The sequence below is a fragment of the Streptomyces sp. NPDC001002 genome (assembly GCF_053599215.1).
In genome coordinates this window covers 40,004-66,616 of record NZ_JBSFLV010000002.1, presented here as the reverse complement: position 1 = coordinate 66,616, position 26,613 = coordinate 40,004, and the positions used below count along the sequence as shown (strand labels likewise).

The window sequence follows — 26,613 nt, the reverse complement described above, 5'->3', positions numbered from 1 at the left end:
GTGAGTTACCAGCAGCTGGACGGATTCGCGGACGTCTACCTGGAGGACAGTTTCGTCCTGGAGATCCGCGCCGCTCCCGGCGTGCTCACCTTCGAAGTCGAAGTGGTCCTCACCCCTGGACACCCGGCCCACCACCCACCCGCCCCCACCGAGCGGGCCTGCTACGCGCGAGCCACGATCCAATTCCCCCAAGTACGCGAGCTGACGTGGTCGGGCCAGGGGTCCCCTCCGGCGGTGGACGCTTCCGGCTCCAAGGACTACGGCGGTTTCGACGCCCTCCTCTGGAACGGCTCGACCTTCCACGTGGAGGGCGACTGGGGCGTGATGGACGTATCGTCGGCGGCCCCGGTCATCAGGCTCCGTTAGGGCGCGCCCCTCAGAACCCGTCCCCCACCCCATCCACCCGCACCTCGACCGTGCCCCCCACCCGCAGCCCCCACCCCGCCATAGCCCCGGCCTCCGCCTCCAGCACATGCCGGGACCGGAGCCGAGGCAGCCCCAACCGCCCCGGTTTCATGGTGCGTACGGCGATGACCTTGAGGCGCCGGTCGAGATAGGCGACATCGATCGGAATCCGCATCCGAAAGGTATGCACGCCATTCGCGGGCGACAGCAGAATCGCCCCGTCGACGGAGTCCCGCCCCAACAGCCCTTTGGTACGGGCCCGATAGGAGGTGGCGACCTCCAGGGGAACGGAGACACCCCCCACCCCACCGTCCGCCCCCACGACCAACACCCCACGCCCGTCCCGCCACCGCCGCGCCATCCCCAGAACCTCTCACCCGGCCGACCTACCGTCCGCACCGAACGTACCCACACCGAAACGCCCCACTGGCTAACGTTGCCCACTCCACCCGAGCCTCGCCCCACAGGAGCCGACCGTGAACCGCCGTCCCGCCCTGCTCCCAGCGATCGCACTGACCGCCTTCGCGGCCCTGTCGCTGTCCGCATGCGGCAACGACGACACCTCCGACGACTCCGCCAAGGAGCCGTCGGCGTCCCCGACACCCTCGACGTCGCCGGCGTCCGACCGCCCGAAGATCGAGCTGCCGTCGGACCTCTCGTACACCTTCGACTGGCCCAAGACGGGCGACAAGGACGAGGACGCGGTGCTGGCCGACAGCGAGGAGTTCATCAAGGCGGTGGACATGGCCATCGCCGAGCAGGACCCGCTCAGTGAGGCGTACCGGTACTACTCCGAGGGCGAAGCGGCGGCGGGAAGCCAGAAGTTCATCCAGGAATTCGTGGACTACAAGGACCGCGTCACCGGCGCCAAGCGCTATTTCGAGGCGAAGGTCAAGGTCAGCGATGACGGTACGGCGGGCTTCGTCTACTGCGAGGACCAGAACAAGGCCTATAACCGGAACCTCAAGACCGGCAAGACGGACGTGACGCCGGCCTCCAAGGACAACTACGTCCTCTACACCACACAACTCCGCAAGAACGCCAAGGGCGTCTGGGTCGCGGGCAAGCTGACTTCCCTGCGCGGTAGCGCCAAGTGCCAACCCTGAACACTTTCACCTTTGCTTGTTCATGAGTGGAATGATCGGCTCACATCGCTGCACCGTGAACACGTCGGCGCGTTATGTAACTGTAATGACTCAAGTGGTCCCGGGTGTGGGGGATTTGACCTCATACGCTCCCCGGGTTGACGGGCGTCACCCTGGTGTCGCTCCATGCCGCTGGATAGCGTTGGTTCGCTCAAGAGAAGCCTCGCCCCACCAGGAGCCGACCGTGACCCGCCGCCCCACACTGCTCGCAGCGATCACGCTGACCGCCGCTGCGGCCCTGTCGCTGTCCGCATGCGGCAACGACGACAGCTCCGGCAAGAACGACAAGATCGCAGGCGCCGACACCGGCAAGGAGTCCTCGGCATCCCCGACGCCCTCCGCGTCGACGTCGACGGCGTCCGACCGCCCGAAGATCACGCTGCCGTCCGACCTGACGCTCGACTTCGAGGACACGAAGACCGGCGACGCGGTCAAGGACGCGGTGCTGGCGGACAACGCGGAGCGTATGCGTGCCGTCGACGCCGCGATCACCGGGACCGATCCCAAGGGCGAGGCGATCGGCTACTACAACACCGGCAAGGCGCTGGACGCCGCCCTGTCGTGGGTCGCCGAGTTCAAGGACGCAGGGGCCACGATGACGGGCTCGGCCCGGTACTACGACCGCAAAGTGACGCTGAACGGCAAGACCTCGGCCGGTCTCACCTTCTGCGCGGACGAGAGCAAGGGCTTCAGCAAGGACAAGAAGACCGGGAAGGTCTCCAGGACACCGGCGACCAAGAACAGCTACGTCTTCTACAACACCCGGTTGGACAAGAACCCCGACGGTGTCTGGCAGACGTCGCAGATCATTTCCACAAGGGGGGCGGCTCAGTGCCAGCCATAAGGAGAGTCTCGCTCGGCACCGCCGTCCTGGCCGGCGTCATGGTGTTCACGTCCAGCCCGTCGGCCTGGGCCGATTTCGTGCCCGGCGGAAAAGGCTCCGGTTCCGAAACCCAGGAGCAGGGCGGCAACGAGGGCGACAAGCTCACCTCGACCGCGGGAGCCATCGTCTACGACCGTTCCAAGAACGGCTCCGGCGCATCCGTGGGCCCGGTGACCTCCACGACAACCTGGACCCCGCCCGCCTGCTACTACGCCCCGAAATACACCCCCGAGCAACTTGAGAAGTACCTCAAGCCGATCTGGGAAGCCGGTTCGACGGGCTACGAGTGGGACGCCAAGCAGCGCGCGACATACGAAGAGGGCAAGCCCTACAAGGACTTCAACAAGGAGCAGGCCGGCAAGGGCTTCTGGTGGGACTCGTACGTCACCCAGGGCCGCGAGGGCGACCCCGCCGCGCTCAACTGCACGAAGCCCTACTTCTGGGTCGCCACCGGCGACGCCCCGCCCGCCGACATCCCCGAGGCGGTCACGCCGGAGATGCTCGCGCAACTCGCCTACGCCGAGATCCGCGTCCCCTCCACGAAGATGGACCTCGCCCCGGCCAACACCACGAAGGTGAACCTCCCGACCTGGGCCTGGCTGGACGCGGCGAAGTTCAAGCCGGTCTCGGTCACGGCGAGCGTCCCGCTGCTGAACATCTCCGCGACGACCACCGCCACGCCGGTCTCCGTGAAGATCGAACCCGGCACCGCGGACGCCCAGACCTACCCCGCGTCCGGCGTCTGCCCGCTCAACGGCGACCGTATCGGCGAGCCCTACGCCAAGGGCAAGGCCGGCAAGACCCCACCCTGCGGCGTGAAATACCTGCGCTCCTCGGGCGACGACACCTTCCCCCTCCGTGCCACGGTCACCTGGAACATCAGCTGGACCGGCACGAACTCCCCGGGCGGCGACCTCGACCCCGGCACCTTCGGCGCCACCCAGAACGTCGTCGTACAGGAAATCCAGGCAGTCAACCGCTGAGCACGGCACCCCACTTCACCCCACCCTGACCGGTAAGCGCTCCCCCTAAAGAGGGGAGCGCCCCACCGTCCGTCACAAATCCCGGACCCGGTCGTTCCTCCCATCGGTGCTGATCAACTGGGGAGAGGGACCGGGGCATGGCGGAACGGTTGGTCGTCGACGGCGACGAACTCGCGCACTTCATGAAGCTGTTGAAGAAGTCGAGCAACTCGCTCAACGGACTGCGCAGGTCACTGAGCGATGCGACCGTCGCCGGACTCGGGACAGACGATCTGGACTCTGCCTGCGAGGACTTCCAGGAGGACTGGAAGGACGGCACCGAGCAGATCGGCGAGCAGACGGAGGGCCTCGCCGAGATCATCGGTAAGAGCAGGGACAGCTACCGCGAGGTCGACAAGGCGCTGGAGGAGGCGCTGAAGAAGGCTCGGGGCGGCAATGCCGGGGCGAGTGGTGTCAGTGGTGCGAGGTGACGTACAGCCCCGGAATCGAACGATCGGGCGCGGCTCTCGACCCTCGGTCCCGAGCGGACCTCGACAGGCCGCAAGGACTCAAGTCGTCGCGGCCGACGGCCAATCCGAACTACCCGCACCTGGGGTTCAACCCCGCGCCGGGCAGCACCGACACCGTTTGTGATCTGCGGAAGAAGCTCACGAACTGCGCCAAGGTGCTGGAGGAGACCCACGGCCTGGTCACCAAGTTGCTGGACGGCAGCTATTGGCGGGGCGACGCCGCCGTCGCGTTTCGGAAGCAACTCGGTGACGGCCCGCTGCCGCTCAATCTGAAGAACGCCGCGCACTCGATTCGCAAGGCGGCCAAGCAACTCGACCGGTGGGAGGGCGAACTCGACGAGTTCCAGCGGCGAGCCAAGCGCCTCGACGGCGACGCGAAGGACGCGCAGGCCGCGCTCGCCCGGGCAAAAGGCCGCGCGAGCGATGCGGAGAACGACCTCGGTGCGCACGAGAAGGGCCCCCGGCACAGCGACGCGAAAGCGGCGTTGACGCGCGCGAACACGGCCGTGGGGGAGGCGCAGGCCGAACTCGACAAGGTCATCGGCAGGGCGAAGAAGCTCGCCGAGGAACACGAGGAGAAGGCTCGGCACCGCGCCGGCAAGATCCGCGACGCCACGAGAAGACTGGCGCCGCACGAGCCGGGCTTCTTCGAGGACGCGCTCGACTGGTTGGTCGACAACCTGCCGGACATTCTCAGTTGGGTGGCGGCCGGCCTCGCCATCGCGGCCCTGTTCGTCGTCACCGGCGGCACCGCCGCGGCCGTACTGCTTCTGGCCGCCTCCGCGTTGAGCGCGGGAGCGTTCGCGGGGAGACTGCTGAATCCGGAGGTCCGTACGTCTCTGTGGGACGGCGTCCGGCACGGGGAATTCGACGCCGACTTCTGGAGCAACGCAATTGGTGTTGCGGCGGACGGACTTGGGGCACTGCCCGGCCTGGTGGCCGTCACCAAGGGAGCGCCCTTGTTGTTCAGAGGAGTGAGCGAGGCCGGTGAGGCTCTGACGCTCGGCCAGAGGTTCGGCCAGGTCGGGGGCAAGACCGTCGCCGGAGCAAGGGAGTTCACCGAACTGCACAATCCGTTCACGACGTGGGTGGTGGAGAAGGCACCTCGTCTGGCCAAGACCGTCGAGGTCGTCGAAACGGCCGCTCCGTGGGCCGGTTTCGCCACCGCCTCGTACGGTGTGGCCGCCAGCCGGTTCGACTCGCTGGACAGCGACGGGGTGGCCAATTCCGGTACTGCGGCGGACGGCCTCTTCCTGGGACCCGTCGACGTGGCGGAGACGGTGGACCTCGCTCGACGCGCATTCCAATAGACCCCAAGCTGCTCAACTCCCTGAACCGAATGGGAAGGCAACCCTGAGATGAATGCGATCCACCATCCTGTGGCGTGGGACCATCCACCCACCCGTCATGCGTGGACGGGGCACATGGCCATGAACGTGATCGGACTCGTCGGCTGGCCCGCCAGCTGGATCGCCCTGCTGGGCGTCTCGACGTACACCCCCGACTGGGTTGTCTGGATCTTTGTGCCGTACTTCCTCTACGGCTTCTACCGGTCCGTCAATCAACTCACCTATTTTCCCTGGGCCTTCCGTATGCGCCGCATCCTGCGCGCGTACACATGGCAGATCCTCGAAGGTGTGCCCAACGGAATCGGGAAATACCCCGGTGCGCAGGACGACGGCATCTGGTTCGAGTTTCGGAATCCGGCCGACCCGGATACGAAGATCCCGTTGGTGTTCATCAAGCACCAGCGGTCGTACTGGTGGCTGAGGCGCATGGACGGCCCCCGTACCAAGCCCGAGCGCAGAGCAGAGATCGAACCTCTCTGGTTCGCGGGCGACCCGCGCTTCCTCGCGGTCATCGCCGCGCCCGCTCGGGGCGGCAAGATGCCCAAGCGTCTCCATCTTCTCTACCAGCGCCCGGTGTTCGACCGTCGTTCCAGGCCGGAGAACTGGGGTGCCGCATCCGCGGACATCGAGCGAGCCCAGCGCGCAGGTGCCGTACAGGTCGGCCACATCCCGCAACCGCACCTCTAGCGCAACCGACACCCCACCTGTACGGAGTCCCGCGAACCATGACGGCGCCCATGCCGAACCTCGTCATTCATCCGAGCGCCAGGACAGAGGGAGACGGCATCTGGTTCCTCAAGCCGCCGGGATTCATCTCGTGGCCTTTTGACGCCCTCGCCGCCGAGCCCGCTTCCCGGAATTCCGAGGTACTGCGGGAGGTGATGGAACCTCTCCTGGCCACAGCCCCCGACGAGGCAACGCGACAGCGATTCGTAGCTGATCTCCACTTCGCCGAGCGGCTGTTCGCCACCCTGCGCACGGCCGGCACTGTTCACTGCTCCCTGGGTCTGCACCGCGACGACACCGGCGACGGAGACGTCGGCATGCTGTTCTCCCTGTTCACCATCACCTGGGTGAACACCACATGGGCTCCCCGAGGTGTCACCGCAGCCCGTGCAGTCACCGCTGCGGAGGGCCACACCCATGTCGAGTACGCCGAAATGCCCTGTGGCCCGGCCTCGTTCAGTGAGAGCGTCCGCGTGCCCAGTGCGGACTCAGGCCTTCCACAGGAGCCTTTGCTGCAACTCCACGCCCACGTTCCGCACCCTTACGGTACGAGCCTGGCGCTCCTCACTCTCAGCACAACCGCCACGACCCACCGGGATCCATTCCGCAGGCTCCTGCGCCAGATCGCGGAACTGGTGAGTTTCGACGACCCGTTCGCGGCGGACACCCAGGGATGATGGCCAGGACGTGAGCCAGGAGAAGGAGAAGTCTCAGATGCCCAAAGTCGTTCTGATGATGTCCGTATCCCTAGACGGCTACATCGAAGGCCCCGACAAAGACATCTCCTGGCACACGGTCGACGACGAACTCCATCAGCACTTCAACGACGAGATCGGACGACTGGGCGCGCTGCTCAGTGGGCGGGTCATGTATGAGTTGATGGCCGACTTCTGGCCCACCGCCGACGCCGAGCCCGGTGCCGATGCCGTGACCGTCGAGTTCGCCGGGATCTGGCGGGAGTTGCCGAAGGTCGTGTACTCGCGGACGCTCGCGCGGGCCGAGTGGAACGCCACCGTGGTGCGGGAGATCGTGCCCGAAGAGGTCGCGGCGCTCAAAGAGGGGGCCCAAGGGGATCTCTGGGTCGGTGGGGCCGGTGTGGGAGGGGAGTTTCTGCGGCTCGGGCTTGTCGAGGAGTTGCGGTTGTACATTCATCCCGCGCTGGTCGGGCAGGGGACCCGGCTTTTCCCGGAAGGGGCCGACATCGCCTCCTCCCTCCGGCTTCTCGAGAACCGCGTCTTCGGCAACGGCGTCGTGCTGCTCCGCTACGGCAGGGGAGGGAGCGAGAGCGGCGACTCGGCGTAAAGGTGTTGTTCCTGCTCCCCGCGCCGGGTAGGAAAGGTCCATGACTGGACTCGGCGCTGTGTTCCGGCCCCAACTGCCCCCTGAGCGACTGCGTTCCGTCGCCCGGCTCGCCGACGAGACCGGGCTGGAGGAACTGTGGCTGTGGGAGGACTGCTTCCGGGAGGGCGGCATCTCCACCGCCGCGGCCGCCCTCGCCTGGACCGAACGGGTGCGGATCGGCGTCGGGCTGCTGCCCGTCCCGCTGCGCAACGTCGCCGTCACCGCCATGGAGGCCGCCGCCCTGCACCGCATGTTCCCCGGCCGCCCGATCCTCGCCGTCGGCCACGGCGTGCAGGACTGGATGGGCCAGGTCGGCGCCCGCGTCGAGTCGCCCGTGACCCTGCTGCGTGAGCATCTCGTCGCGCTGCGCGCCCTGTTGGCGGGGGAGCGGGTCACCACGAGCGGGCGGTACGTGAAGCTGGACGACGTCGGGCTCGACTGGCCGCCGGCTGGACCGGTTCCCGTTCTCGCCGGCGCCACCGGGCCCCGCACGCTGCGCCTCGCCGGTGAGGCCGCCGACGGCACCGTCCTGACCGCCAGTACCCCGCCCGAGGGCGTACGCCGGGCCCGTCAGCTCATCGACGAGGGGATCAACCGGGGGAACGAGCAGCGGCAACAGGCCGCCGACTCCTCCTCCGCCGATTCCTCCTCCGCCGACTCCGCCGCCACTCCCTCCCGCGCCCCCCAAGCCCCCCGGCACGAAGTCGTCGTCTACCTCCTCGCCGCCACCGGCCCCGACGGCCCCGCCCGCCTCCGCGCCGAACTCGCCACCGAGGGCGTCGAGTCCGTCCCCGACCTCGGTGTCGCCGGGGACGCCGGAGCCGTCGCCAAGGCCGTGCAGCGGCTCGCCGACGCCGGTGCCGACACGGTGATCATCCAGCCGACCGGCGACGAGCCCGACCCCGAGGGATTCGTACGGTTCGTGGCGGAGAAGGTCCGGCCCCTCGTCCCGTAGACCTTGCCGCTCGTTCCGTAACCCCTCGTGCCGAGACCATCGCTCAGGCAGACACGTCAGTCCCGGCGATGGTCCCCGGCCGCCCCGTCGAGCAACTCCCGCACGATGTCCATGTGCCCCGCGTGTCTCGCCGTCTCCTCGATCATGTGGACCAAGGTCCAGCGCATGGACACGGAGTGGTTCCGCCACGGCGGTCGGCCGAGGTCGTCCAGCGACCGCTCGGCGATCATGAGGTCGGCGGCGGCGCGGGCGCGGCCGTAGAACTCGACGATCTGCCCGGTCGTCTCGCCCTGGTCCGCGCGCATGTCCTCGTCGCTGTACGGGTCGAACCACAGCGGCTCGGTCTCGCCGCCGAAGGTCTCCACGAACCACCCGTACTCGACCGACCCCAGATGCTTCACCAGGCCGAGCAGAGTCGTGCCCGACGGAGTCATCGGGCGCCGTAGTCCCTCGTCGTCCATCCCCTCCAGCTTCCACAGCACCGCGTCCCGGTGCTGGTCGAGGCTCGCCCGCAGCGTCTCCTTCTCACCGCCCGCGTACGGCATGCCCGCGGTCGCCGTGCCCGCGACCGCCCCGTCCCCAGCTTTCGCACCCGCCTCATCCCCAGTCGTCATGCTCGAAAAATTAGCAGCGACCACTGACAACGCCCTGCCACGATGACCTCATGGACGGACACCGCCGCACTTTCGAAGACCTCGTCGCCGAAGGCGTCGCCGTCCCCACCGCGGGCTGGGACTTCTCCTGGTTCGAGGGGCGGGCCAGCGAGGCGCGGCCCTCCTGGGGGTACGCCCGTTCGATGGCGGAGCGGCTCGCGGGAGCCACGGCCGCGCTCGACATCCAGACCGGGGGAGGGGAGGTCCTCGGGTTCGCCCTCGCCTCCGTCCCCCGCCCACTCCCCGGCGCCGACCGGCGGCCGCTCCTCACCGCCGCCACCGAGGGCTGGCCCCCGAACGTCGCCAAGGCCACCGCCCTGCTCCGCCCGCACGGTGTCGCCGTCGTCGCCTCGGACGAGGACGCGCCACTGCCCTTCGCCGAAGGCGCCTTCGACCTGGTCGTGAGCCGACACCCCGTGCGCGCGCACTGGCACGAGATCGCCCGCGTGCTCCGACCCGGCGGCACGTACTTCGCCCAACACGTCGGCCCCAGCAGCGTCTACGAACTGGTCGAGTACTTCCTCGGCACCCAACCCGACGCGACCCGCAACGCCCGCCATCCCGACCGCGAGCGCGCCGCCGCCGAGGCCGCCGGTCTCGAAGTCGCCGAACTGCGCGCCGAGAAGCTGCGGATCGAGTTCTACGACATCGCAGCCGTCGTCCACTTCCTGCGCAAGGTGATCTGGATGGTCCCCGACTTCACCGCGGAGAAGTACGAGGACCGACTCCGCGCCCTGCACGAACGCATCGAGTCCGAGGGCCCGTTCGTCGCACACAGCACCCGCCACCTCTTCGACGCCCGCAAGCCCCTCGCCTGAGAGCACCTGCCCACCACCACGCCCTCGTCACGCGTGCGGCCCCGCCGTCACCTCCCCGACCACCAACTCCGCCTCCGCCTCCAGCACTTCCCCCACCCGTCGGACCCGCTCGCCCAACTCCCGCTCCTGGCCCGCTGTCAGCCGTCCGAGCGGCTCGACCGTGACCGTCGTACGGCGTCCACGGCGCCGTTGATGCCAGACCCCGGCCACCACCCCGTCGACCAGCAGCACGGGGAAGTTGCCGGCCTGGCCGCCCGCGAGGGCCCTTCGGTACGCGGCCCCCGGGAACAGCAGCTCTCGAGGCTGCGCGGCGACGGCGTAGGCATCGAAGTACGGCAACAGCCGCACCCCGCGCGGGGGTTCCGCCGGGAACTCGGTGTCGCCGGCCACGACCCACGCGCCTCCAGCACCCCCGCTCTCGGCGCCCTTGGACACGGCCCCCTCCAACGCCATCCCCTCCGACGCCACCCCCTGCAGCGCCGCTCCTTCCGACGCCACCCCTTCCAGCGCCACCTCCTCGATCTCCCCCGCCGCCGCCAGCTCCCCGAACAACCCGGTCGCCCAACCGCCCCGCGCCGCCAGCCACTTGGCGAAGTGCGCCGGGGTCGCCGGGCCGTAGGCGTGCAGATAGCGGCGCACCAGTTCGTGGAGCGCCTCGTCCGGTGGGCGCGGGGTGAAGTGCGGCGGGCGGGTGTACGTCACCTTGCGGCCCCGGTTCGGTCCGAAGCAGAGGGCGCCCGACTGGCCGGCCCGGTGCATCACTTGGCGCCAGCGCGGCCACAGGTCCTGGAAGGCCGGCATCACGCGGTCGCCGGCCCAGGGCCCGGTGCGGGCGACCACCGCCTCGCTCAGCTCGTCGATGGTGAGGTGCGTCCCGTCGAGCGCGTCGCCGATCGCCGCCACGATCTGCCGTGCCTGGTCCTCGGTGACCCGCACGTCCGGCGCGAACGGGCTCGCCCCGCCCGGTACCGCCGGCAACGCCGAGCACCACAGGGACAGTTCACGCGCAGGGAGCAGATGCACGGTCCCGCGCGGGCCGTACGTCTTCACCAAGGAGGCCGACGAGGTCGCCGAAGCGGCCGACGACCCGTCTCCCCACACCCCCGTCCGGACGTCCGCCCGCGTCAGGCCGACCGACCGCAGCCCCACCGACATCTCCGCCGCCGACAGCACCTGCGCGTGCGTGGCGAGCATGGCGCTCACCACATCGGCGGCCGGTGTGCCCTCCGGTGCCGGGTTGGCCAGGAATTGCCGCTCCATGCGGCGCGCGCTCGCCTGTTTCCACGTGATCGTCAGGGTCATGGACCGACGGTAGAGGGGGAGTAGGACAGCTCGTGTCCGCCATGGCATGACGGCCCCGCAGCCCTCGCCGACGGCGTATTCGCAGGCAGGGGCGGGGTTTCCACATTGTTATCGAGGTCGGCTCGCATCTGGGCCTATGGCTCACGTAAGTTCGTACCAAGGTAATTCGCGTGAGCAAAGCTGCGCGGGCGGTACCGCGCAGTGGAGGGGGCTGCGCGGTGCCGATTTTTTTGTCTCTCCGTGACCGTCCGTTTGTGCCCATGTGCGCGTCAAGTGAGCGTTCGTCGACGGGGTCACCCACCCGGGGGACGGGCGAAACCCCTGGGAATCCGCTGTGTTTCGGCCATGCGTGCGCCACGAAAGGGCCCTTCTGCGGCCATCGGCGCGTCGCCGTTCGATTCCGGAGAGTAGTTGTGGCACGCCGATGCACGCAGCATCACTTACGAAGGGTTATGGTGGAAACCCCCCCTCGGGCCGGTCCGTCTCCCCCCCACGGACCGGCCCGTTTTATGTGGGCGGACAGGGACACCCGGAGCGGACGCTCACGGCAGGCACCCGGGGGTCGCGGGAACCGCTCGACCGGCCCCCGCCGTCCTGCACTCGGCGACGCATCCTCAAGCACCGCAACTTCAAGCACCGCGTCTCACCTACCGCGTTCTCGACCGCCGGACCCCCCAACTCGGGTGCGGCCAGGCAGCGGTACGCTGCCGGACGCGGGGACCGCCACCGTACGGAGGGGCTGACATCACGTGAACCTGCGCGACAAGCTGCGCGGCCTGCTGGTCAGGCTCTACGCACGCCGGGTGGAAGGCCACCTGGACCACGCTCAGGTGCCCAAGCACATCGGCGTCATCATGGACGGCAACCGCCGTTGGGCGAAGGCCGCGGGCTCCACCACCGTGCACGGCCACCGGGCCGGCGCGGAGAAGATCGAGGAGTTCCTCGGCTGGTGCACCGAGACGGACGTCGAGGTGGTCACCCTCTGGCTGCTGTCGACGGACAACTTCGACCGGCCCCAGGACGAGCTCGGCCCGCTGCTCGGCATCATCGAGGACGTCGTGCGCACCCTCGCCGCGGACGGCCGCTGGCGCGTGCACCACGTCGGCACCCCCGACCTGCTGCCCGGCCAGATGCAGACCGCGCTGAAGGAGGCCGAGGAGGCCACCGCGCTGGTCGACGGGATAGTGGTCAACGTGGCCATCGGCTACGGCGGCCGGCAGGAGATCGCCGACGCCGTGCGCTCGATGGTGCTCGACGCCCACGACAAGGGCCACTCCATGGAGGAGCTCGCCGACTCCGTCTCCGTCGACATGATCAGCCGCCACCTCTACACGGGTGCGCAGCCCGACCCCGATCTGGTGATCCGGACCAGCGGCGAGCAGCGGCTGTCCGGATTCATGCTGTGGCAGTCGGCCCACTCGGAGTACTACTTCTGTGAGGTCTTCTGGCCGGCCTTCCGCAAGGTCGACTTCCTGCGCGCACTGCGCGACTACGCGCTGCGCCACCGCCGCTACGGAGGCTGACGGCGGGCCGGCCGGGGCCGGCGGGGCGGTCCTGGCGACTTCGGGACCATCCCTTTTGGGGCGGAAGTAACAAGGAGTTCACCGGGGCGCCGTCATATGCCGTGGCATGGCGGCGCATGTTCGAGGGCATAAGCCAAGCAGGTCGACGCCCGAACCACGGGTGTCGGATCTCAGCGGACGGCACGGGGCCGTCCGCCCGGGAGGCCCTTTGCACCAGCTCGACCGTGCGGTCACGGCACGGAAGAAGCAGTGGAGGGCCGGTTCTCGGCCCGTGCATAGCGGCCGTCGACCGGTCCAGCTCCACTCCGTCGCTCCCCGACCTCATCCGAGGGGGTACGTCCTTCCGTGGTGACCAGCACAAAGCGCCGTATGCCAGACCGGCGCACCTATGTTCTCGACACCAGCGTCCTGCTGGCCGACCCGAACGCCATGACCCGCTTCGAGGAGCACGAAGTAGTGCTCCCCATCGTCGTGGTCACGGAACTGGAGGCCAAGCGGCACCATCCCGAGCTCGGGTACTTCGCCAGGCAGGCCCTGCGCCTGCTCGACGACTACCGGGTGAAGTTCGGTCGCCTCGATGCCCCCATCCCGATCGGGGAGCTGGGCGGGACCATCCGTGTCGAGCTCAACCACTCGGACCCCAGCGTGCTGCCCAGCGGCTACCGCCTGGGGGACAACGACTCCCGCATCCTCGCGGTCGCCCGCAATCTGCAGGCCGAGGGGTTCGACGTCACGGTCGTGTCCAAGGACCTGCCGCTCAGGATCAAGGCCTCGTCCGTCGGGCTCCTCGCCGAGGAGTACCGCGCGGAACTCGCCATCACGGGCTCCTCCGGCTGGACCGGAATGTCCGAACTGACCCTGGCCGGCGAGCAGGTGGACATCCTCTTCGAGGAAGGGCACGTGTACGTGCCCGAGGCCGCCGACCTTCCCGTGCACACCGGGCTCACCATCCAGTCCGAGCGCGGCAACGCGCTGGGCCGGGTGACGTCCGAGGGCAATGTCCGCCTCGTGCGCGGCGACCGGGAGGCGTTCGGCATCAAGGGCCGCAGCGCGGAGCAGCGCATCGCGCTGGATCTGCTGCTCGACCCGGACGTCGGGATCGTGTCGATGGGAGGCCGGGCCGGCACCGGCAAGTCCGCGCTCGCGCTCTGCGCGGGTCTTGAGGCGGTCCTGGAGCGCCGCCAGCACCAGAAAGTCATGGTCTTCCGGCCGCTGTACGCGGTGGGCGGACAGGAGCTCGGCTATCTGCCCGGCTCCGAGGCCGAGAAGATGGGCCCCTGGGCGCAGGCGGTCTTCGACACGCTCTCCGCGGTCACCAGCCGCGAGGTCATCGAAGAGGTCACCGCGCGCGGGATGCTCGAAGTGCTGCCCCTGACCCACATCCGCGGCCGCTCGCTGCACGACGCGTTCGTGATCGTGGACGAGGCGCAGTCACTGGAACGGAATGTCCTGCTGACCGTTCTGTCCCGGATCGGCGCGAATTCACGGGTGATTCTCACCCATGACGTCGCGCAGCGGGACAATCTGCGGGTCGGTCGCTACGACGGTGTGGTCGCCGTCGTGGAGAAACTCAAGGGGCATCCGCTCTTCGCGCATGTCACCCTGAACCGGTCCGAGAGGTCCCAGATCGCGGCCCTTGTGACCGAAATGCTGGAGGACGGGCAGATCTGACCCAAGTGCTCAACTTGCGGTAGCTACTCGTTGGTTGGCGCCGCCCGGAAAGGCCAAGAGCCTAGCCGGGCGGCGCCTTCGCGTGTCGCTGTTTCTCGAATTCACCGGCGGCAAACGGGATGTGAGCTTTCACACGCAACTCAGAATTGCCACCCGGCGTCCGGATCCGGCAGAGTCTCACTCCTGTCAGGCCCCGCATACGACACATCTGTGCCCCCAGCGGTACAACGCAACAGCAGCATCACAGCCAACTGAACAGCGTCGTCGTATGCCGCCCGAGCACCAAGCGGCGCTCCCCTCGCGGGAGTTGCCCACCGGGCCCGTGCCTCCCGTGACCCCGCAGTTGGGAGGCCAGTGTTCAGGGGCACGATTGCGTCCGCCAGGGTCACCGAAGCGGGCGATGCTGGAAGGAAACCGTGTGAGCCGGATCTCGGTCCGGGGATTCGCAGTGGCTTCGGCCACCGCGGTCACCGCCGTCGGAAGTGTCGTGGGCGTTGCCTCGGGCAGCGTGGCGCAGAACAACGACGCAGAGGCGACGGCAACCGACGCGACGCTCCTCGCGGACATACCCGCGGGCCAGCAGGCCCACGTGCAGCTGGCGTCCCTGACCCAGCAGGCGGACGCGCAGGCCATCGCGGCCGACGCGAGCGCCAAGAAGGGCGCCGAGGAGCTGGCTCGCAAGCAGGCCGCCAAGACCGCCCTGCAGAAGAAGGCGGACGCCGAGAAGGCGGAGAAGGAAGCCAAGGAGCGCGCCGAGGCCAAGAAGGCCGCGAGCCGCACCAGCACGCGTGACGCTTCCTCGTTCCCGGTGCAGAGCTCGTACTCGGTCGCCCAGATCCAGGCGATCGCCCGCCAGATGGTGCCGAGCTCCCAGTTCCAGTGCTTCAGCAACATCGTGGACCACGAGTCCGGCTGGCGGATGAACGCGGTCAACGCCTCCTCCGGCGCCTACGGCCTCTTCCAGGCACTGCCCGCCTCCAAGTACTCCTCGGCGGGCTCCGACTGGCAGACCAACCCGGCCACCCAGATCAAGTGGGGCCTGAGCTACATGGACGGCCGCTACGGCAGCCCGTGCGAAGCCTGGTCCTTCTGGCAGGCCAACAACTGGTACTAGGCCTCGAAAGCCTGAGCCGCCGCCCCGAAACAGGCGGCCGCACCTCTCAACCTCGCGCAGCCCCTCCCCGTCCTTAGGGGAGGGGCTTTCGCCCTGTACGGTCGGACGCGACGACTCCAGGGAGGAGTGGTGGGCACAGACGGGGGTAGAGGGCGGATCATGTCGCGAGTGCCTGGATGGCTCGGCCGGGTCGGCGCCGGACTCACCGACCTGAGTGAGCGGCTGGATCAGCGCCGGGCCGAGGTGGAGCGGGAGAACTCGGACCCCGACGTACCGCCGCCGCCCGTCGCGACGGAACCGGCCCCGCAACCCGCCGACCGCGCCAAGCCGAAGACCGCCGAGGCCGCCCGGTCCGCTGACCCGCCGGCCGACCGTCCGCCCACCGCGCCCACCTCTCCCGTCGCGACCGTCAAACGCCCCGCCGCGCCCCGGCAGCTCACCGTCCGCCCCGATCCCGCCCAGGCCGTGCCCTGGGGCGTACGGGTGGCGGCGGAGGCCGGCTGGCGGCTGCTGGTGCTCGCGGGCACCGTGTGGGTGCTGATGCGGGTCATCAGCGCCGTCCAACTCGTCATCCTCGCCTTCGTGATCGCGCTGCTCATCACGGCGCTGCTGCAGCCGACGGTGGCGCGGCTGAAGCGGCGCGGGGTGCCGGGCGGCCTCGCCACCGCGCTCACCGCGATCCTCGGCTTCTGTGTGATGGGCCTGATCGGCTGGTTCGTGACCTGGCAGGTCATGGAGAACATCGACAACCTCTCCGACCAGATCCAGAACGGCATCGACGACCTGCGCAACTGGCTCCTGAAGAGCCCCTTCCACGTCACCGACAAGCAGATCAACCAGATCGCCAAGAACCTGCGCGACGCCGTCGGCGCCAACACCGACCAGATCACCTCGGTGGGCCTGGAGGGCGTCCAGGTCGTCATCGAGGCCCTGACGGGGATCCTGCTGGCGTTCTTCTCGACGCTCTTCCTCCTCTACGACGGTGAGCGCATCTGGGGTTGGGTGCTCAAGCTCGTTCCCGCGGCCGCCCGGCCCGGCGTGGCGGGTGCGGGACCGCGCGCCTGGCGCACGCTGACCGCCTACGTCCGCGGCACGGTGATCGTCGCCCTGATCGACGCGACCTTCATCGGCATCGGCATCTACTTCCTCGACGTACCCATGGCCGTCCCGCTGGCCGTGTTCATCTTCCTGTTCTCCTTCATCCCGCTGGTCGGCGCGGTCGCCTCCGGCGCGCTCGCGGTGGTCGTCGCGCTGGTCACCCAGGGCGTGTTCACCGCGGTGATGACCCTCGCGGTGGTCCTGGCCGTCCAGCAGATCGAGGGCCACATCCTCCAGCCCTTCATCCTCGGCCGCGCGGTCCGCGTCCACCCCCTCGCGGTCGTCCTGTCGGTCGCGGCGGGCGGCATGGTCGCCGGCATCGGCGGCGCGGTGGTCGCCGTACCGCTGGTGGCGGTGTCGAACACGGTGGTCAGCTATCTGAAGCGGTATTCGGAGGAACAGCGGGAAGCGGAGCAGGCACCCGAACGGGAAGAGGACCCGGAACAGGAACCGGAGCAGCGGAACCTGGAGGATTCGCCTCCGCCGGCGGATACCGACCCGTCCTCGGATCGTTCAAATACGGCGTCGAACGAAGTGAATTGACACGTCCTACGGCGTAACTTCCGTCACCTGAAGACAGGTTGGAAACCCCCGGCCGGAATATGCGCCCGGACTGATACACCTTCCCCCCTGAGCGCTACGCGTCAGGCGTATGTGCGACACGGCAGGGGGGCGCGATGTCGGGGTTCGACCTCCTGGCGCGGTCCCTGGTCGCGTGCGGACGGGAGGGGCTGACCGGGGAGTTGCGGGTGGCGGGGGCGCCCGGCGGGGTCTTCCATCTGCGGGACGGGCTCGTCGTCGCCGTCGAGTCGCCCGGGGCGCCGGGGCCCGAGGCGCTGCTGCTGCGGTCGGGGCGTATCGACGGGGAGCAGTGGGCCGCGCTGGTGCGGGAGGCGGGGGGCGCGCGCTGGCCGGTCGCCGGGCTGATCGCGCACGGGTACGCGGGGGCCGCGCAGCTGCGGGTGGTGTGTGTGATGGCCCTGCAGGACGCGGCGTTCGCGATCGCCGCGGGCGGTGTCCACGGCTGTGAGCGCACCGAGGGGGACGTGGGGCCGCCGGCCCCGGTGGCCATCGGTGAGCCGCCCGGGCGGCTGCTCCAGGACGCCTCCCGCAAGCTCGCCGCGCTCGCGGCCATGCCCCGGCCGCTCCACCCCGACCGCGAACGGCCCGTCCCCGCCGCCGGCTGGGCCGACGGCCCGCTCACCGAGTTGCGCAGCGAGCTGCTCGCCCACGCGGACGGCCGCCGTACCGCCCGTGACCTGGCCTTCCGCACCGGACGCGGGGTCTACACCGTCACCGTCGAGGTGGCCCGCATGCTCGCCGAGGGGCTCCTGGAAACCCCGGGACCGCCGACGCCGATCGTCGTCCGCACCCCGCCCGGGGGAGTCCGGCAGCGCACCCCGCCGCCCGCGCCCCCGCCGCCCGTGCCCACCGCGCCGCGCGCCGTCGAACTGCCCCGGCGCAGCCCCGGCGCCAGCGGCATCACCGAATCACTCACGCCCTCGCTCGCCCCGGAGAAGCACGGCGCGAGCTGGAAAGGGTTCTTCCGGCTGCGGAACGGAACCTCGAAATGAGCGAACCCGCAAATGAGCCAACAGGAATGAGCGACCAGAAATGAGAAGGCCGATCAATTGCGAACAGGATATGGGGAGTTGATTCCATGGACCATGAAGCGCTGACCCTGGAAATGCGCGGACTGCGCGAACAGGTGGCCGGCATCACCGACACGGCGCTCGCGGCCGCCGACGGACTGCTCATCGCCGCCGACACCGCCGACTCCATCGACCCGGAGGGCCTCGCCGCCCTCGCCGCGGCCGGCCTCGGCCTGGCCCGGCGCACCGCGGCGGCGACCGACCGCGGCACCTTGCGACGGACGGTGACCTACGGCAGCCACGGCTGCGCGGCCTTCTACGCCGTCGGCGACGCCGCCCTGATGGTCGTACTCGGAGACGAGGGCATCGACGTGGACCACCTGCACCGGGCGACCCGGCAGGCGTTGCACCGCATCGACCTGATCCTCACCGAGAAAGCACCGGAAAAAGCACCAGAAGGAGTCTGAAGGGATGGCGACGAAGCGCATGACCCCAGGTTTCTCCGACCAGGTGATGGGCCTGGTCAAAGCACTCCGCACCGATGCCCCCGACTGCGTGGCCTCGGGCGTGGTCGACATGTCCACCGGGATGCTGCTGTCGTACGAGACGGTGGACAACCACCCGCCAGAGGTCCTCGACCTGCTGGCGGGCGCGACCCTCGACCTCTTCCAGGGCCGTACGGTCGTGATGATCGAGGACGTCTTCAAGGAGCGTCGCGGGATCACCAGTGACCACCACTTCTTCCAGGAGATCCTCGTCAACAGCGAGAACCTCACTCATCTGTTCGTGCGGATGACCGAGCAACAGGACGTCGTCGCCGTGGTCGTGTGCCGCAAGTCGGTGAACGTGGGCATGCTGTTCGCCCAAGTCCGCCGGGTGGTACGGGAGTACGGACTCTGACCGGAGCGAGCAGGGGGGCTGCGGGCGGCTGCTACTCCGTGCGCAGTCCGTCCGGCCGCATCATGCGCAGCAGCGGCGGCAGGCTGAGCAGGGTCACGGCCAGGACGATCCCCGCGCCGACGCCCGTCATCTGCAGCACGCTCGTCCAGTCCACGCGCACCGTCGTGTCCGTCATCCGCAGCAGCACCGCGCCCAGCGTCAGCCCGACCGCCGACGCCAGCGCCAGCCCCAGGGTGATCGGGATCGCCGTCTGCCACAGGACCGAGAGGCTCAGCGTGCGCCGCCGGGTGCCGAAGGCGACCAGCGCCGACAGCAGCTTCTTGCGCTCGCGCAGCTGCTCCAGCTGGGAGACCAGCAGACTCGCCCCGATCAGCGCCAGCACCGCCGCGGCGCCGACGAACAGGCCGGTGCGGATGGAGGTGTACTTGTCCGAGCGCTGGGTGGCCGCCCACGTCATCGGATCCGTCATCGGGTCGAGGGCGGACGCCGTGTTGCGGACCAGGTCCTGCACATCGGGCACCGACTGGTCGAGGCTGAGATAGACCTGCCCGCTCAGGCCCGCCAGGGTGGTGGCCGGCAGGGCCTTCGGGGTGACCAGGAAGCCGCCCCGCTCGTAGCCGGTCATGTCCTTGCGGGAATCCGCGGTCTTCACGTCGGCCGGCAGCTGCCAGGGGATCTCCTTGCCGCGCGTGGAGTCGCCCTCGTAGCTCGGGTCGACGTACAGCGTCCCGCCCGTCTTGGCGAGCACGGGCGTGTCGTTGTCGTACTCGACGTCGCGGACGGCGAAGACGTCGCCATCGCGGCAGGAGGACAGCCGGGCCACCTCGCGCAGCGCCGCACAGGTGCCGACGGTCATCGAGGTGGAGCGCCGGGGATCCGAGCGCCGGTCGCCGAGGGTGCCGTCGGAGTAGACGTTGACCGCGCGTACGCCCTCGGTCGCCCCGAACTTGGCGGCGGCCTGCGTGGTCGACACCCCGCTCGGCAGCGTCACCTGCATCTGCGCCCGCGTCACGTCCAGGCCGGTGTCCTTGGTGTAGTCGCCGTCCACGCCCGCGAAGAGCATCTGCAGCGCGATCGCCCCGGCCACCGCCACCGCGATGCCGTTGACCATCCGGGCCGCCGAACCGCTGCTCAACTGGAGCCTTCGCACGGCGAGTTGCCAGGCGACCCCGCCCGAGCCGAGCCGGGCGACGACCGCCTCCACGATCCACGGCAGCAGCGCGGTGATGCCGACCAGGAGCAGCATCACGCCGCCGATGACGAGGTACTGGTTGAAGTCGCCGTTGGTGCGGCCCTGCCCGATCATCGGGTAGAGCATCGCGAGCCCGGCCAGCGGCAGCAGCAGCCGCCACCACAGCCGGCGCCGGGCCGGCTTCGCCGTACGCACCACGCCGAGCGGCTCGATGACCACCCCGCGCATGGCCAGCAGCGTCACCAGCACCGCGGCCGCCGGCACCGCGAGGGCGACCAACAGGGCAAGGGCGGGGGAGGGGTTGAGGTAGCTCGGGAACACACTGACGTCGAAGACCTCCATGGAGCCCGCGATCTGCCGGCCGATCATGAAGAACCCGGCGCCGAGCACCAGCCCGAGCACCGAGCCCGCGAGCGCCTCGCCGGCCGCGATCCGCCGGGTCATCCCGCTGTCGGAGCCGACAAGGCGCAGCGCCGCCAGCCGCCGGTCGCGCCGCTCACCGCCGAACCGCACGGCCGCCGCGATGAAGACGGCCACCGGCATCAGCAGCGCCACGAAGACGACCAGGATCAGCAGGAGCAGTACGGGGTCCATCGCGTCGGACGACGGGGCAGGGTCCCCGAAGTGGTCGATGCGCTCGACCCGGCCGCCGTCGACCTTCGCCGCGAGGTCGTCGGCGCCCCGGTAGAAGGCGAGTTCGTGCGAGCCGACCAGCCCGCTCTCACCGATCGTCGCGATGACCTTCTCCGGCAGCCGCTTCCGCAGCAGCTCCCCGTCGGAGGAGTCCAGAAGCTTCTTCAGCGCGGGGGAGACGACCATCTCGCCCACCTTCGGGAACTCCGCGACGCCGGGCGGCAGCGGGGCCTTCGGGCCCTCCGGCTCCAGCGCCCGGCCCCGGACGTCCTTCTCGCGGAAGGTCGTACCGACACTCGCGACGATCACGGTGTCGTCGGCCTTCTTGATCCTCTCCGAGGTGTACGTGATGTCGCTGCGCGCGGCCTCCCGGTCGTGCCGCACGGTCAGCGCGTTCGGCAGGGCGGTGGTCAGCAGCAGCAGCGCCACCCCGAGCCCCACGCCGACCGCGGTCAGCAGGGCCCGCACCCAGCCCTCACGTCCGCCCGCGAAGGCGAACCGCACCCCCATGGCCAGGTCCCTGACCGCTTGCCCCGCCTTCATACGGCCCGCTCCATGTCCCGGGACTTGCCGTCCCGTACGACGATCTCGCGGTCGGAGTACGCGGCCACCCGGGCCTCGTGGGTGACCAGGACGACGGCCGCGTTGGTGGACCGGGCCGCGTCGGTGAGCAGCTCCATCACGCGCTCGCCGTTGAGCGAGTCGAGCGCGCCCGTCGGCTCGTCGGCGAACAGCACGCGCGGACCGGTGACCAGCGAGCGGGCGACGGCCACGCGCTGCCCCTGTCCGCCGGACACCTCGCCGGGCCGCTTCTTCCGGAGATCGTCGACCTCCAGGCGCTCCATCCAGGTCAGCGCGGCCCGCTCGGCCTCCTTGCGGGAGGTGCCGTTCAGCCGCAGCGGCAGGGCGACGTTCTCCACGCAGGTCAGCTCGGGCACGAGCTGGCCGAACTGGAAGACGAAGCCGAACTCGGAGCGCCGCAGCTGACTGCGCTGCGCGTCGCTCATGGTGGCCATCTCGCGGCCCTGGTACGTGATCGAGCCCGAGTCGGGCGGCACGATGCCGGCCAGACAGTGCAGCAGCGTCGACTTGCCGGACCCGGAGGGGCCCATCACGGCGACGACCTCGCCGGGGTGGATGGAGAACTCGGCGCCGTCGAGCGCGAGGGTGGGGCCGTAGGCCTTGCGCAGGTCCTGGGCGGCCAGCAGGGAACCGGGCGGAGGAGTCACTTGGCCACCGCCTCACGGAGCTTGTCGAGCCGCGCGGCCGTCAGCTCCAGCCAGCGCAGATCGGCCTCCAGGTGGAACAGGGCGTGGTCGCAGACCAGTTGGTCCGCCAGATCGCCCCGGCGCTTGCGGTCGGTCAGGATGCGCATGCTGCGCAGATGCTCGGAGCGCTGGCTGTCGAGGATGTCGGCCGCCTCGCGATGGGTGAGCAGCGCCAGGACGACCTTGGTGTACAGGGTCGACTGGAGGTACTCCTCCGGCTTCTCCGGCGTCGCCAGCCACCGCTCCACGTCGGTGATGCCGGCGTCGGTGATCGCGTAGCGCTTGCGCTCGGGGCCGCCGCCGGCCTCGATGCCGTCGACTTCCACGAGCCCGTTCTTCAGCAGCCGGGACATCGTCGAGTAGACCTGGCCGTAGTGCAGCGGCCGGTCGTGACCGAACTTCTCGTCGAAGGCCCGCTTGAGGTCGTAACCGTGGCGCGGGCCGGACTCCAGGAGCCCCAGGAGGGTGTGACCGATGGACATGCGGAGCACTCTACACACGGTGTATACGCCTCATGTATACGCGGTGTGTGTAGATCATGGCGGGGTGTACGGGTGCGCAGGTGGGGGCGCATTGTCACGGTTCTGCTACACGGATTCGGCCGCCTGCGCCGACGTGCCCGGGTTCAGGTCTCGCGGTCGGCGGGCGGTCGGCCCCTGCGCGGGATCGGTCCCGCCTGGTCCGGCAGTCGGCCGGCCTCTTTGAGCGCCCTCCGCAGCAGGAACTCGATCTGCGCGTTGGCCGAGCGCAGTTCGTCGCCGGCCCAGCGGGCCAGGGCCTCGTAGACGGACGGGTCCAGCCGCAGCAGCACCTGCTTGCGCTGCTGCGGCCGACTTTGAGGGGCCGGCCCCTCGGAGGGATCCGTCACTGGTAGAGAGTCCCCGTGTTCAGGACGGGCTGGGGCGCGCGGTCGCCGCACAGCACCACCATCAGGTTCGACACCATCGCCGCCTTGCGCTCGTTGTCCAGCTCCACGATGTCCCGCTCCGAGATCCGCGCGAGCGCCGCCTCGACCATGCCCACCGCTCCGTCCACGATCTGCCGCCGGGCCGCGACGACCGCGCCGGCCTGCTGCCGCTGGAGCATCGCCGAGGCGATCTCGGGAGCGTACGCGAGATGCGTGAAGCGGGACTCGATGATCTGGACGCCGGCCGCCTCCACGCGCGCGTGGAGTTCGACGGCGAGCTTCTCGGTGATCTCCTCGGCGTTGCCGCGCAGTGAGAGGCCGCCCTCGTCGTGGGCGTCGTAGGGGTACTCGATGGCGATGTGGCGGACGGCGGCCTCGGTCTGGGTGGCCACGAACTCCAGGTAGTTGTCCACCTCGAAGGTGGCCTGTGCGGTGTCCCGCACCTTCCAGACCACCACCGCGGCCAGCTCGATCGGGTTGCCGTAGGCGTCGTTGACCTTGAGAACGGCGGTCTCGTGGTTGCGGACCCGGGTGGAGATCTTGGAGCGCGAGGTGAAGGGGTTCACCCAGCGCAGCCCGTCCTGGCGGATCGTGCCCCGGTAGCGCCCGAAGAGCTGGACCACGCGCGCCTCGCCGGGTGCGACCGTGTTCAGTCCGAGCAGCGAGATCAGTGACGCGAGCAGGACGAGGACACCGCCGACGGCGAAGCCGGCGCTCGCGGAGGCGGCCACGAACAGGCCGACGGCGGCCAGGATCCCGACCAGCCCGAGCAGCAGCACGAGCCCGCCCCCGATGCTGTGCGCGGTGAACTCCCGCACGTGCGGGGCGGGCATCTCGGGCAGGTCGGCGGGTGTGTCGGCGGTGGGTGCGGAGTCGTGTGCGGACATGGTGGGCCCCCGTTCTCGTACGGATTCGTACGTCTGTGCAGCGTATATCTCTGCTCTAGCTAAGTGATATCACTTTACCCCGCAGGGCAACCCTTCACGCCTCTCGGCCGTCGGTTCCGTTGGGACAGGTGCTGATTCTCACGTCCGGGAAAGGACGGATCGGCGGACCTGTGTCACATCTCCCGGTGTTAGCTTTCTGAGCTGACTTGAGCGGCGAACCTGTGTGGCGTATGAGCACACATGACCGAAGCGGAGCGGAACGGACCAATGGGACGGGCGGAAGAGAGACGAGCGCGACAGCGCGGCGGTCGCCGCGCGGCGCCCCCTACGCGCTCGTCCGAAGAGACGGCGCCGACGGCCCCCACGGGCCCCTCCGGGACGACGTCCGCGGCGACCACGGCCACCGCCGAGGCCGAGCCCACCGTCATAGGCGGCCGGGCCGCGGCCCGCAAGGCCGCCCAGGCCGAGGCGAAGGGGCGGGGCCGGGGCAAGGGCAAGGCCGGCAAAGGCAAGAGCGACAAGAGTTTCCTGCGCCGGATGTTCACGTGGAAGAAGGTCGTCGGGACGATCTTCGGGTTCTGTCTGCTCGGCATGGGCGCCTTCATCGCGATGTACATGATGATCGACATCCCGGCCGGCAACGCCGACGCGGAGCTGCAGAGCAACGTCTACAAGTACAGCGACGGCAGCCTGCTGACCCGTGACGGCGAGCGCAACCGCGAGATCGTGGACCTGGCCAAGGTGCCCAAGGAGGTCCAGTACACGTTCGTCGCCGCCGAGAACAAGAGCTTCTACCAGGACGGCGGCGTCGACCTGAAGGGCACTGCCCGCGGTCTGCTCAACACGCTCTCCGGCAAGGGCACCCAGGGCGGTTCGACGATCACCCAGCAGTACGTCAAGAACTACTACCTCACCGCCGACCAGACCGTCACGCGCAAGCTGAAGGAACTGGTCATCTCGCTCAAGCTGGACCGCGAGAAGTCCAAGGACTACATCCTCGCCGGCTACATCAACACCAGTTATTACGGCCGTGGCGCGTACGGCATCCAGGCCGCCGCGCAGGCCTACTACCGCGTCGACGCCGACGAGCTCACGGTCGAGCAGGGCGCCTACCTCGCCGCGCTGCTCCAGGCGCCGAGCCAGTACGACTGGGCCGTCGCCTCGGACACCGGCAAGGAGCTGGTGAAGGCGCGCTGGAACTACGTACTGAACAACATGGTCGGCCAGGGCTGGCTGGACAAGGGCGAGCGCGCGGACATGAAGTTCCCGGTGCCCGAGGACCCCAAGGCCGCGCCCGGCATGGGCGGTCAGACCGGCTACCTGGTGGACGCGGCCAACGACCAGCTGGCCAAGCAACTCGTCGCCCAGGGCACGGCCGACAACGTGAACGACGCCGTCACCATGGTCAAGGCGGGCGGCTGGACCATCACGCTGAACATCGACAAGAAGCGGCAGAAGGCGCTGGAGAGCGCCGCCAAGTCGCAGCTGACCAGCAAGCTGGACCCGAAGAAACGCAAGGTCGACGCGGACGTCCAGGCCGGCGCGGTGTCGGTGAACCCGAAGACGGGCGCGGTCGTCGCGCTGTACGGCGGCGCGGACTACTACAAGCACTTCCGCTCCAACGCGACCCGCGAGGACTACCAGCCCGCGTCGACGTTCAAGCCGGTCATCCTCGCCGCCGCCCTCGACGAGGACGCCAAGACCCAGTCCGGCAAGGCGATCTCCGCGAACACGATCTACAACGGCACCAGCAAGCGCCAGGTCGTCGACGACGGCAACAAGGTGGGCTTCGCCCCGGAGAACGAGGACGACCAGAACTACGGCGACATCACCGTCCAGACGGCGATGAACAAGTCCGTCAACTCCGTCTTCGCGCAGATGGGCGTCGACGTCGGCATGGACAAGGTGCTCAAGGTCGCCAGCCAGATGGGCATGGACACCGCCGACCTCAAGTCGGTGCCCGCGCAGACGCTGGGCACGATGGGCGCGAGCCCGTGGCAGATGGCCGGTGTGTACGCGACCCTCGACAACCACGGCAGACAGGTCACCCCGACCATCATCAAGTCGGTCGAGAACAGCAAGCGCCAGGTGACCCTGCCGGATCCGATCGGCGCCCAGATCGTCAGCCGCGAGGCCGCCGACACGGTCACGTCGGTGCTGACGGGTGTGGTCGACGACGGTACGGCGAAGAAGTCGGTGGCGGAGAACACCGAGCGCGACGGCCGCAAGGTGGCCGGCAAGACGGGTACGTCGGACGAGAACCGGTCGGCCTGGTTCACCGGCTATACACCCGACCTGGTCACCTCGGTCGGCCTGTTCGGCGAGGGCAAGAAGAACGGCGCACAGGTCTCGATGTACGAGGCGGGCGGCTTCCCGCGCGTCAACGGCGGTGGTTTCCCGGCGGAGATCTGGGCGACGTACACCTTCGGTGTCTCGTCCAAGAGCGCCAAGTTCGACCTGGACACCACGCAGGGCGCGGCCGTCCAGCCGAGCACGACGCCGACGGTCTCCGAGACGCCGAGTCAGACGCCGAGCGAGTCGGCGACGACGTCCAAGCCGCCGACGAGTTCGGCACCGCCCAGCCAGACGCCGACCACCTCGGCGCCGGTCGAGACACCGAGCCAGTCACCGACCACGTCACCACCGGCCTCCACACCGGTGGAGACACCGACGGAACCGGAGAACCCGCTGGAGGACGACGGCCAGTAGGTACGAGGTCGTCGGATACGACACGAAGGGGCGCCCGGTGCAGAGCCGGG

Annotated in this window: 27 protein-coding genes; 19 read left to right on the top strand and 8 right to left on the bottom strand. The window is 69.3% G+C overall.

All coding sequences use genetic code 11. From position 1 onward, the window contains the following. A complete protein-coding gene (locus tag ACWDR3_RS01670; RefSeq protein ID WP_450349903.1) occupies positions 1-366 on the top strand; it encodes a hypothetical protein in 366 nt (121 codons plus the stop codon). Between the two features lie 10 nt (positions 367-376). Here the strand turns inward: ACWDR3_RS01670 and ACWDR3_RS01665 are convergent, their stop codons facing one another. After that, positions 377-766, bottom strand: coding sequence for a DUF192 domain-containing protein (locus ACWDR3_RS01665; RefSeq protein WP_450349901.1), 390 nt, complete (start codon positions 764-766; stop codon positions 377-379). A 115-nt stretch (positions 767-881) separates the two neighbouring features. On the opposite strand from ACWDR3_RS01665, the gene ACWDR3_RS01660 reads away from it, so the two are divergent. The 9 genes from ACWDR3_RS01660 (at position 882) to ACWDR3_RS01620 (ending at position 8,296) form a co-directional block, all read left to right on the top strand. Beyond that, a complete protein-coding gene (locus ACWDR3_RS01660; protein ID WP_450349899.1) occupies positions 882-1,511 on the top strand; it encodes a hypothetical protein in 630 nt (209 codons plus the stop codon). A gap of 223 nt (positions 1,512-1,734) precedes the next feature. Then, positions 1,735-2,394 (top strand): hypothetical protein, encoded by a 660-nt coding sequence (locus ACWDR3_RS01655; protein ID WP_450349898.1) that lies wholly within the window; start codon positions 1,735-1,737, stop codon positions 2,392-2,394. Further along, a complete protein-coding gene (locus ACWDR3_RS01650; RefSeq protein WP_450349897.1) occupies positions 2,382-3,416 on the top strand; it encodes a hypothetical protein in 1,035 nt (344 codons plus the stop codon). The genes ACWDR3_RS01655 and ACWDR3_RS01650 overlap by 13 nt, the downstream gene beginning before the upstream one ends. Before the next feature lie 137 nt (positions 3,417-3,553). Next, positions 3,554-3,886: a hypothetical protein gene (locus tag ACWDR3_RS01645; protein WP_450349896.1), complete on the top strand. Its 333-nt coding sequence runs from the start codon at positions 3,554-3,556 to the stop codon at positions 3,884-3,886. Continuing rightward, positions 3,883-5,235 carry a hypothetical protein gene (locus tag ACWDR3_RS01640; RefSeq protein WP_450349895.1) on the top strand — a complete coding sequence of 451 codons (1,353 nt, stop codon included), beginning with the start codon at positions 3,883-3,885 and terminating at the stop codon, positions 5,233-5,235. Before ACWDR3_RS01645 ends, ACWDR3_RS01640 begins: the two co-directional genes overlap by 4 nt. A gap of 114 nt (positions 5,236-5,349) precedes the next feature. Next, the gene (locus ACWDR3_RS01635) at positions 5,350-5,961 is read left to right on the top strand and encodes a hypothetical protein (RefSeq protein ID WP_450349893.1); all 612 of its coding nucleotides are present in this window, start codon (positions 5,350-5,352) and stop codon (positions 5,959-5,961) included. 38 nt (positions 5,962-5,999) lie between these two features. Continuing rightward, entirely contained in the window at positions 6,000-6,677 is a 678-nt protein-coding gene (locus ACWDR3_RS01630; RefSeq protein WP_450349892.1) for a hypothetical protein, read from the top strand. A gap of 37 nt (positions 6,678-6,714) precedes the next feature. Next, entirely contained in the window at positions 6,715-7,302 is a 588-nt protein-coding gene (locus ACWDR3_RS01625; RefSeq protein WP_450349890.1) for a dihydrofolate reductase family protein, read from the top strand. A 40-nt stretch (positions 7,303-7,342) separates the two neighbouring features. Continuing rightward, positions 7,343-8,296, top strand: coding sequence for an LLM class flavin-dependent oxidoreductase (locus tag ACWDR3_RS01620; RefSeq protein ID WP_450349889.1), 954 nt, complete (start codon positions 7,343-7,345; stop codon positions 8,294-8,296). A 56-nt stretch (positions 8,297-8,352) separates the two neighbouring features. Here ACWDR3_RS01620 and ACWDR3_RS01615 read toward each other — a convergent pair whose 3' ends face one another. Next, positions 8,353-8,841: a DinB family protein gene (locus tag ACWDR3_RS01615; RefSeq protein ID WP_450350107.1), complete on the bottom strand. Its 489-nt coding sequence runs from the start codon at positions 8,839-8,841 to the stop codon at positions 8,353-8,355. A 119-nt stretch (positions 8,842-8,960) separates the two neighbouring features. Here ACWDR3_RS01615 and ACWDR3_RS01610 point away from each other — a divergent pair, with 119 nt between their 5' ends. Further along, the gene (locus tag ACWDR3_RS01610; protein ID WP_450349888.1) at positions 8,961-9,767 is read left to right on the top strand and encodes a methyltransferase domain-containing protein; all 807 of its coding nucleotides are present in this window, start codon (positions 8,961-8,963) and stop codon (positions 9,765-9,767) included. A gap of 27 nt (positions 9,768-9,794) precedes the next feature. Here ACWDR3_RS01610 and ACWDR3_RS01605 read toward each other — a convergent pair whose 3' ends face one another. Then, complete coding sequence (locus tag ACWDR3_RS01605) at positions 9,795-11,069, bottom strand: winged helix DNA-binding domain-containing protein (protein ID WP_450349886.1); 1,275 nt, start codon at positions 11,067-11,069, stop codon at positions 9,795-9,797. Positions 11,070-11,818: 749 nt separating this feature from the next. On the opposite strand from ACWDR3_RS01605, the gene ACWDR3_RS01600 reads away from it, so the two are divergent. The 7 genes from ACWDR3_RS01600 (at position 11,819) to ACWDR3_RS01570 (ending at position 18,967) form a co-directional block, all read left to right on the top strand. After that, complete coding sequence (locus tag ACWDR3_RS01600; protein WP_450349885.1) at positions 11,819-12,592, top strand: isoprenyl transferase; 774 nt, start codon at positions 11,819-11,821, stop codon at positions 12,590-12,592. Between the two features lie 345 nt (positions 12,593-12,937). Next, positions 12,938-14,263: a PhoH family protein gene (locus ACWDR3_RS01595; RefSeq protein ID WP_402352406.1), complete on the top strand. Its 1,326-nt coding sequence runs from the start codon at positions 12,938-12,940 to the stop codon at positions 14,261-14,263. 400 nt (positions 14,264-14,663) lie between these two features. After that, positions 14,664-15,377, top strand: coding sequence for an aggregation-promoting factor C-terminal-like domain-containing protein (locus tag ACWDR3_RS01590; protein WP_450349883.1), 714 nt, complete (start codon positions 14,664-14,666; stop codon positions 15,375-15,377). A 159-nt stretch (positions 15,378-15,536) separates the two neighbouring features. Then, on the top strand, positions 15,537-17,018 hold the full coding sequence (locus tag ACWDR3_RS01585) for an AI-2E family transporter (RefSeq protein ID WP_450349881.1): 1,482 nt from the start codon (positions 15,537-15,539) through the stop codon (positions 17,016-17,018). A 134-nt stretch (positions 17,019-17,152) separates the two neighbouring features. Next, a complete protein-coding gene (locus ACWDR3_RS01580; protein WP_450349880.1) occupies positions 17,153-18,049 on the top strand; it encodes a MarR family transcriptional regulator in 897 nt (298 codons plus the stop codon). Between the two features lie 86 nt (positions 18,050-18,135). Then, on the top strand, positions 18,136-18,534 hold the full coding sequence (locus ACWDR3_RS01575) for a roadblock/LC7 domain-containing protein (protein WP_401713459.1): 399 nt from the start codon (positions 18,136-18,138) through the stop codon (positions 18,532-18,534). Between the two features lie 4 nt (positions 18,535-18,538). Continuing rightward, positions 18,539-18,967: a hypothetical protein gene (locus ACWDR3_RS01570; protein ID WP_402352392.1), complete on the top strand. Its 429-nt coding sequence runs from the start codon at positions 18,539-18,541 to the stop codon at positions 18,965-18,967. A 31-nt stretch (positions 18,968-18,998) separates the two neighbouring features. Here ACWDR3_RS01570 and ACWDR3_RS01565 read toward each other — a convergent pair whose 3' ends face one another. From ACWDR3_RS01565 to ACWDR3_RS01545, 5 genes are all read right to left on the bottom strand, one after another. Continuing rightward, positions 18,999-21,335 carry an ABC transporter permease gene (locus ACWDR3_RS01565; protein WP_450349879.1) on the bottom strand — a complete coding sequence of 779 codons (2,337 nt, stop codon included), beginning with the start codon at positions 21,333-21,335 and terminating at the stop codon, positions 18,999-19,001. Next, positions 21,332-22,021, bottom strand: a complete 690-nt coding sequence (locus tag ACWDR3_RS01560) for an ABC transporter ATP-binding protein (protein WP_450349877.1) — start codon at positions 22,019-22,021, stop codon at positions 21,332-21,334. Before ACWDR3_RS01560 ends, ACWDR3_RS01565 begins: the two co-directional genes overlap by 4 nt. After that, a complete protein-coding gene (locus ACWDR3_RS01555) occupies positions 22,018-22,542 on the bottom strand; it encodes a PadR family transcriptional regulator (protein ID WP_123998000.1) in 525 nt (174 codons plus the stop codon). The genes ACWDR3_RS01560 and ACWDR3_RS01555 overlap by 4 nt, the downstream gene beginning before the upstream one ends. 143 nt (positions 22,543-22,685) lie before the next feature. Next, positions 22,686-22,928 carry a hypothetical protein gene (locus ACWDR3_RS01550; protein ID WP_450349875.1) on the bottom strand — a complete coding sequence of 81 codons (243 nt, stop codon included), beginning with the start codon at positions 22,926-22,928 and terminating at the stop codon, positions 22,686-22,688. Next, on the bottom strand, positions 22,925-23,854 hold the full coding sequence (locus tag ACWDR3_RS01545) for an SPFH domain-containing protein (protein ID WP_450349873.1): 930 nt from the start codon (positions 23,852-23,854) through the stop codon (positions 22,925-22,927). The genes ACWDR3_RS01550 and ACWDR3_RS01545 overlap by 4 nt, the downstream gene beginning before the upstream one ends. A 267-nt stretch (positions 23,855-24,121) precedes the next feature. On the opposite strand from ACWDR3_RS01545, the gene ACWDR3_RS01540 reads away from it, so the two are divergent. Continuing rightward, the gene (locus ACWDR3_RS01540) at positions 24,122-26,563 is read left to right on the top strand and encodes a transglycosylase domain-containing protein (RefSeq protein WP_450349872.1); all 2,442 of its coding nucleotides are present in this window, start codon (positions 24,122-24,124) and stop codon (positions 26,561-26,563) included. Positions 26,564-26,613: the final 50 nt, after the last annotated feature.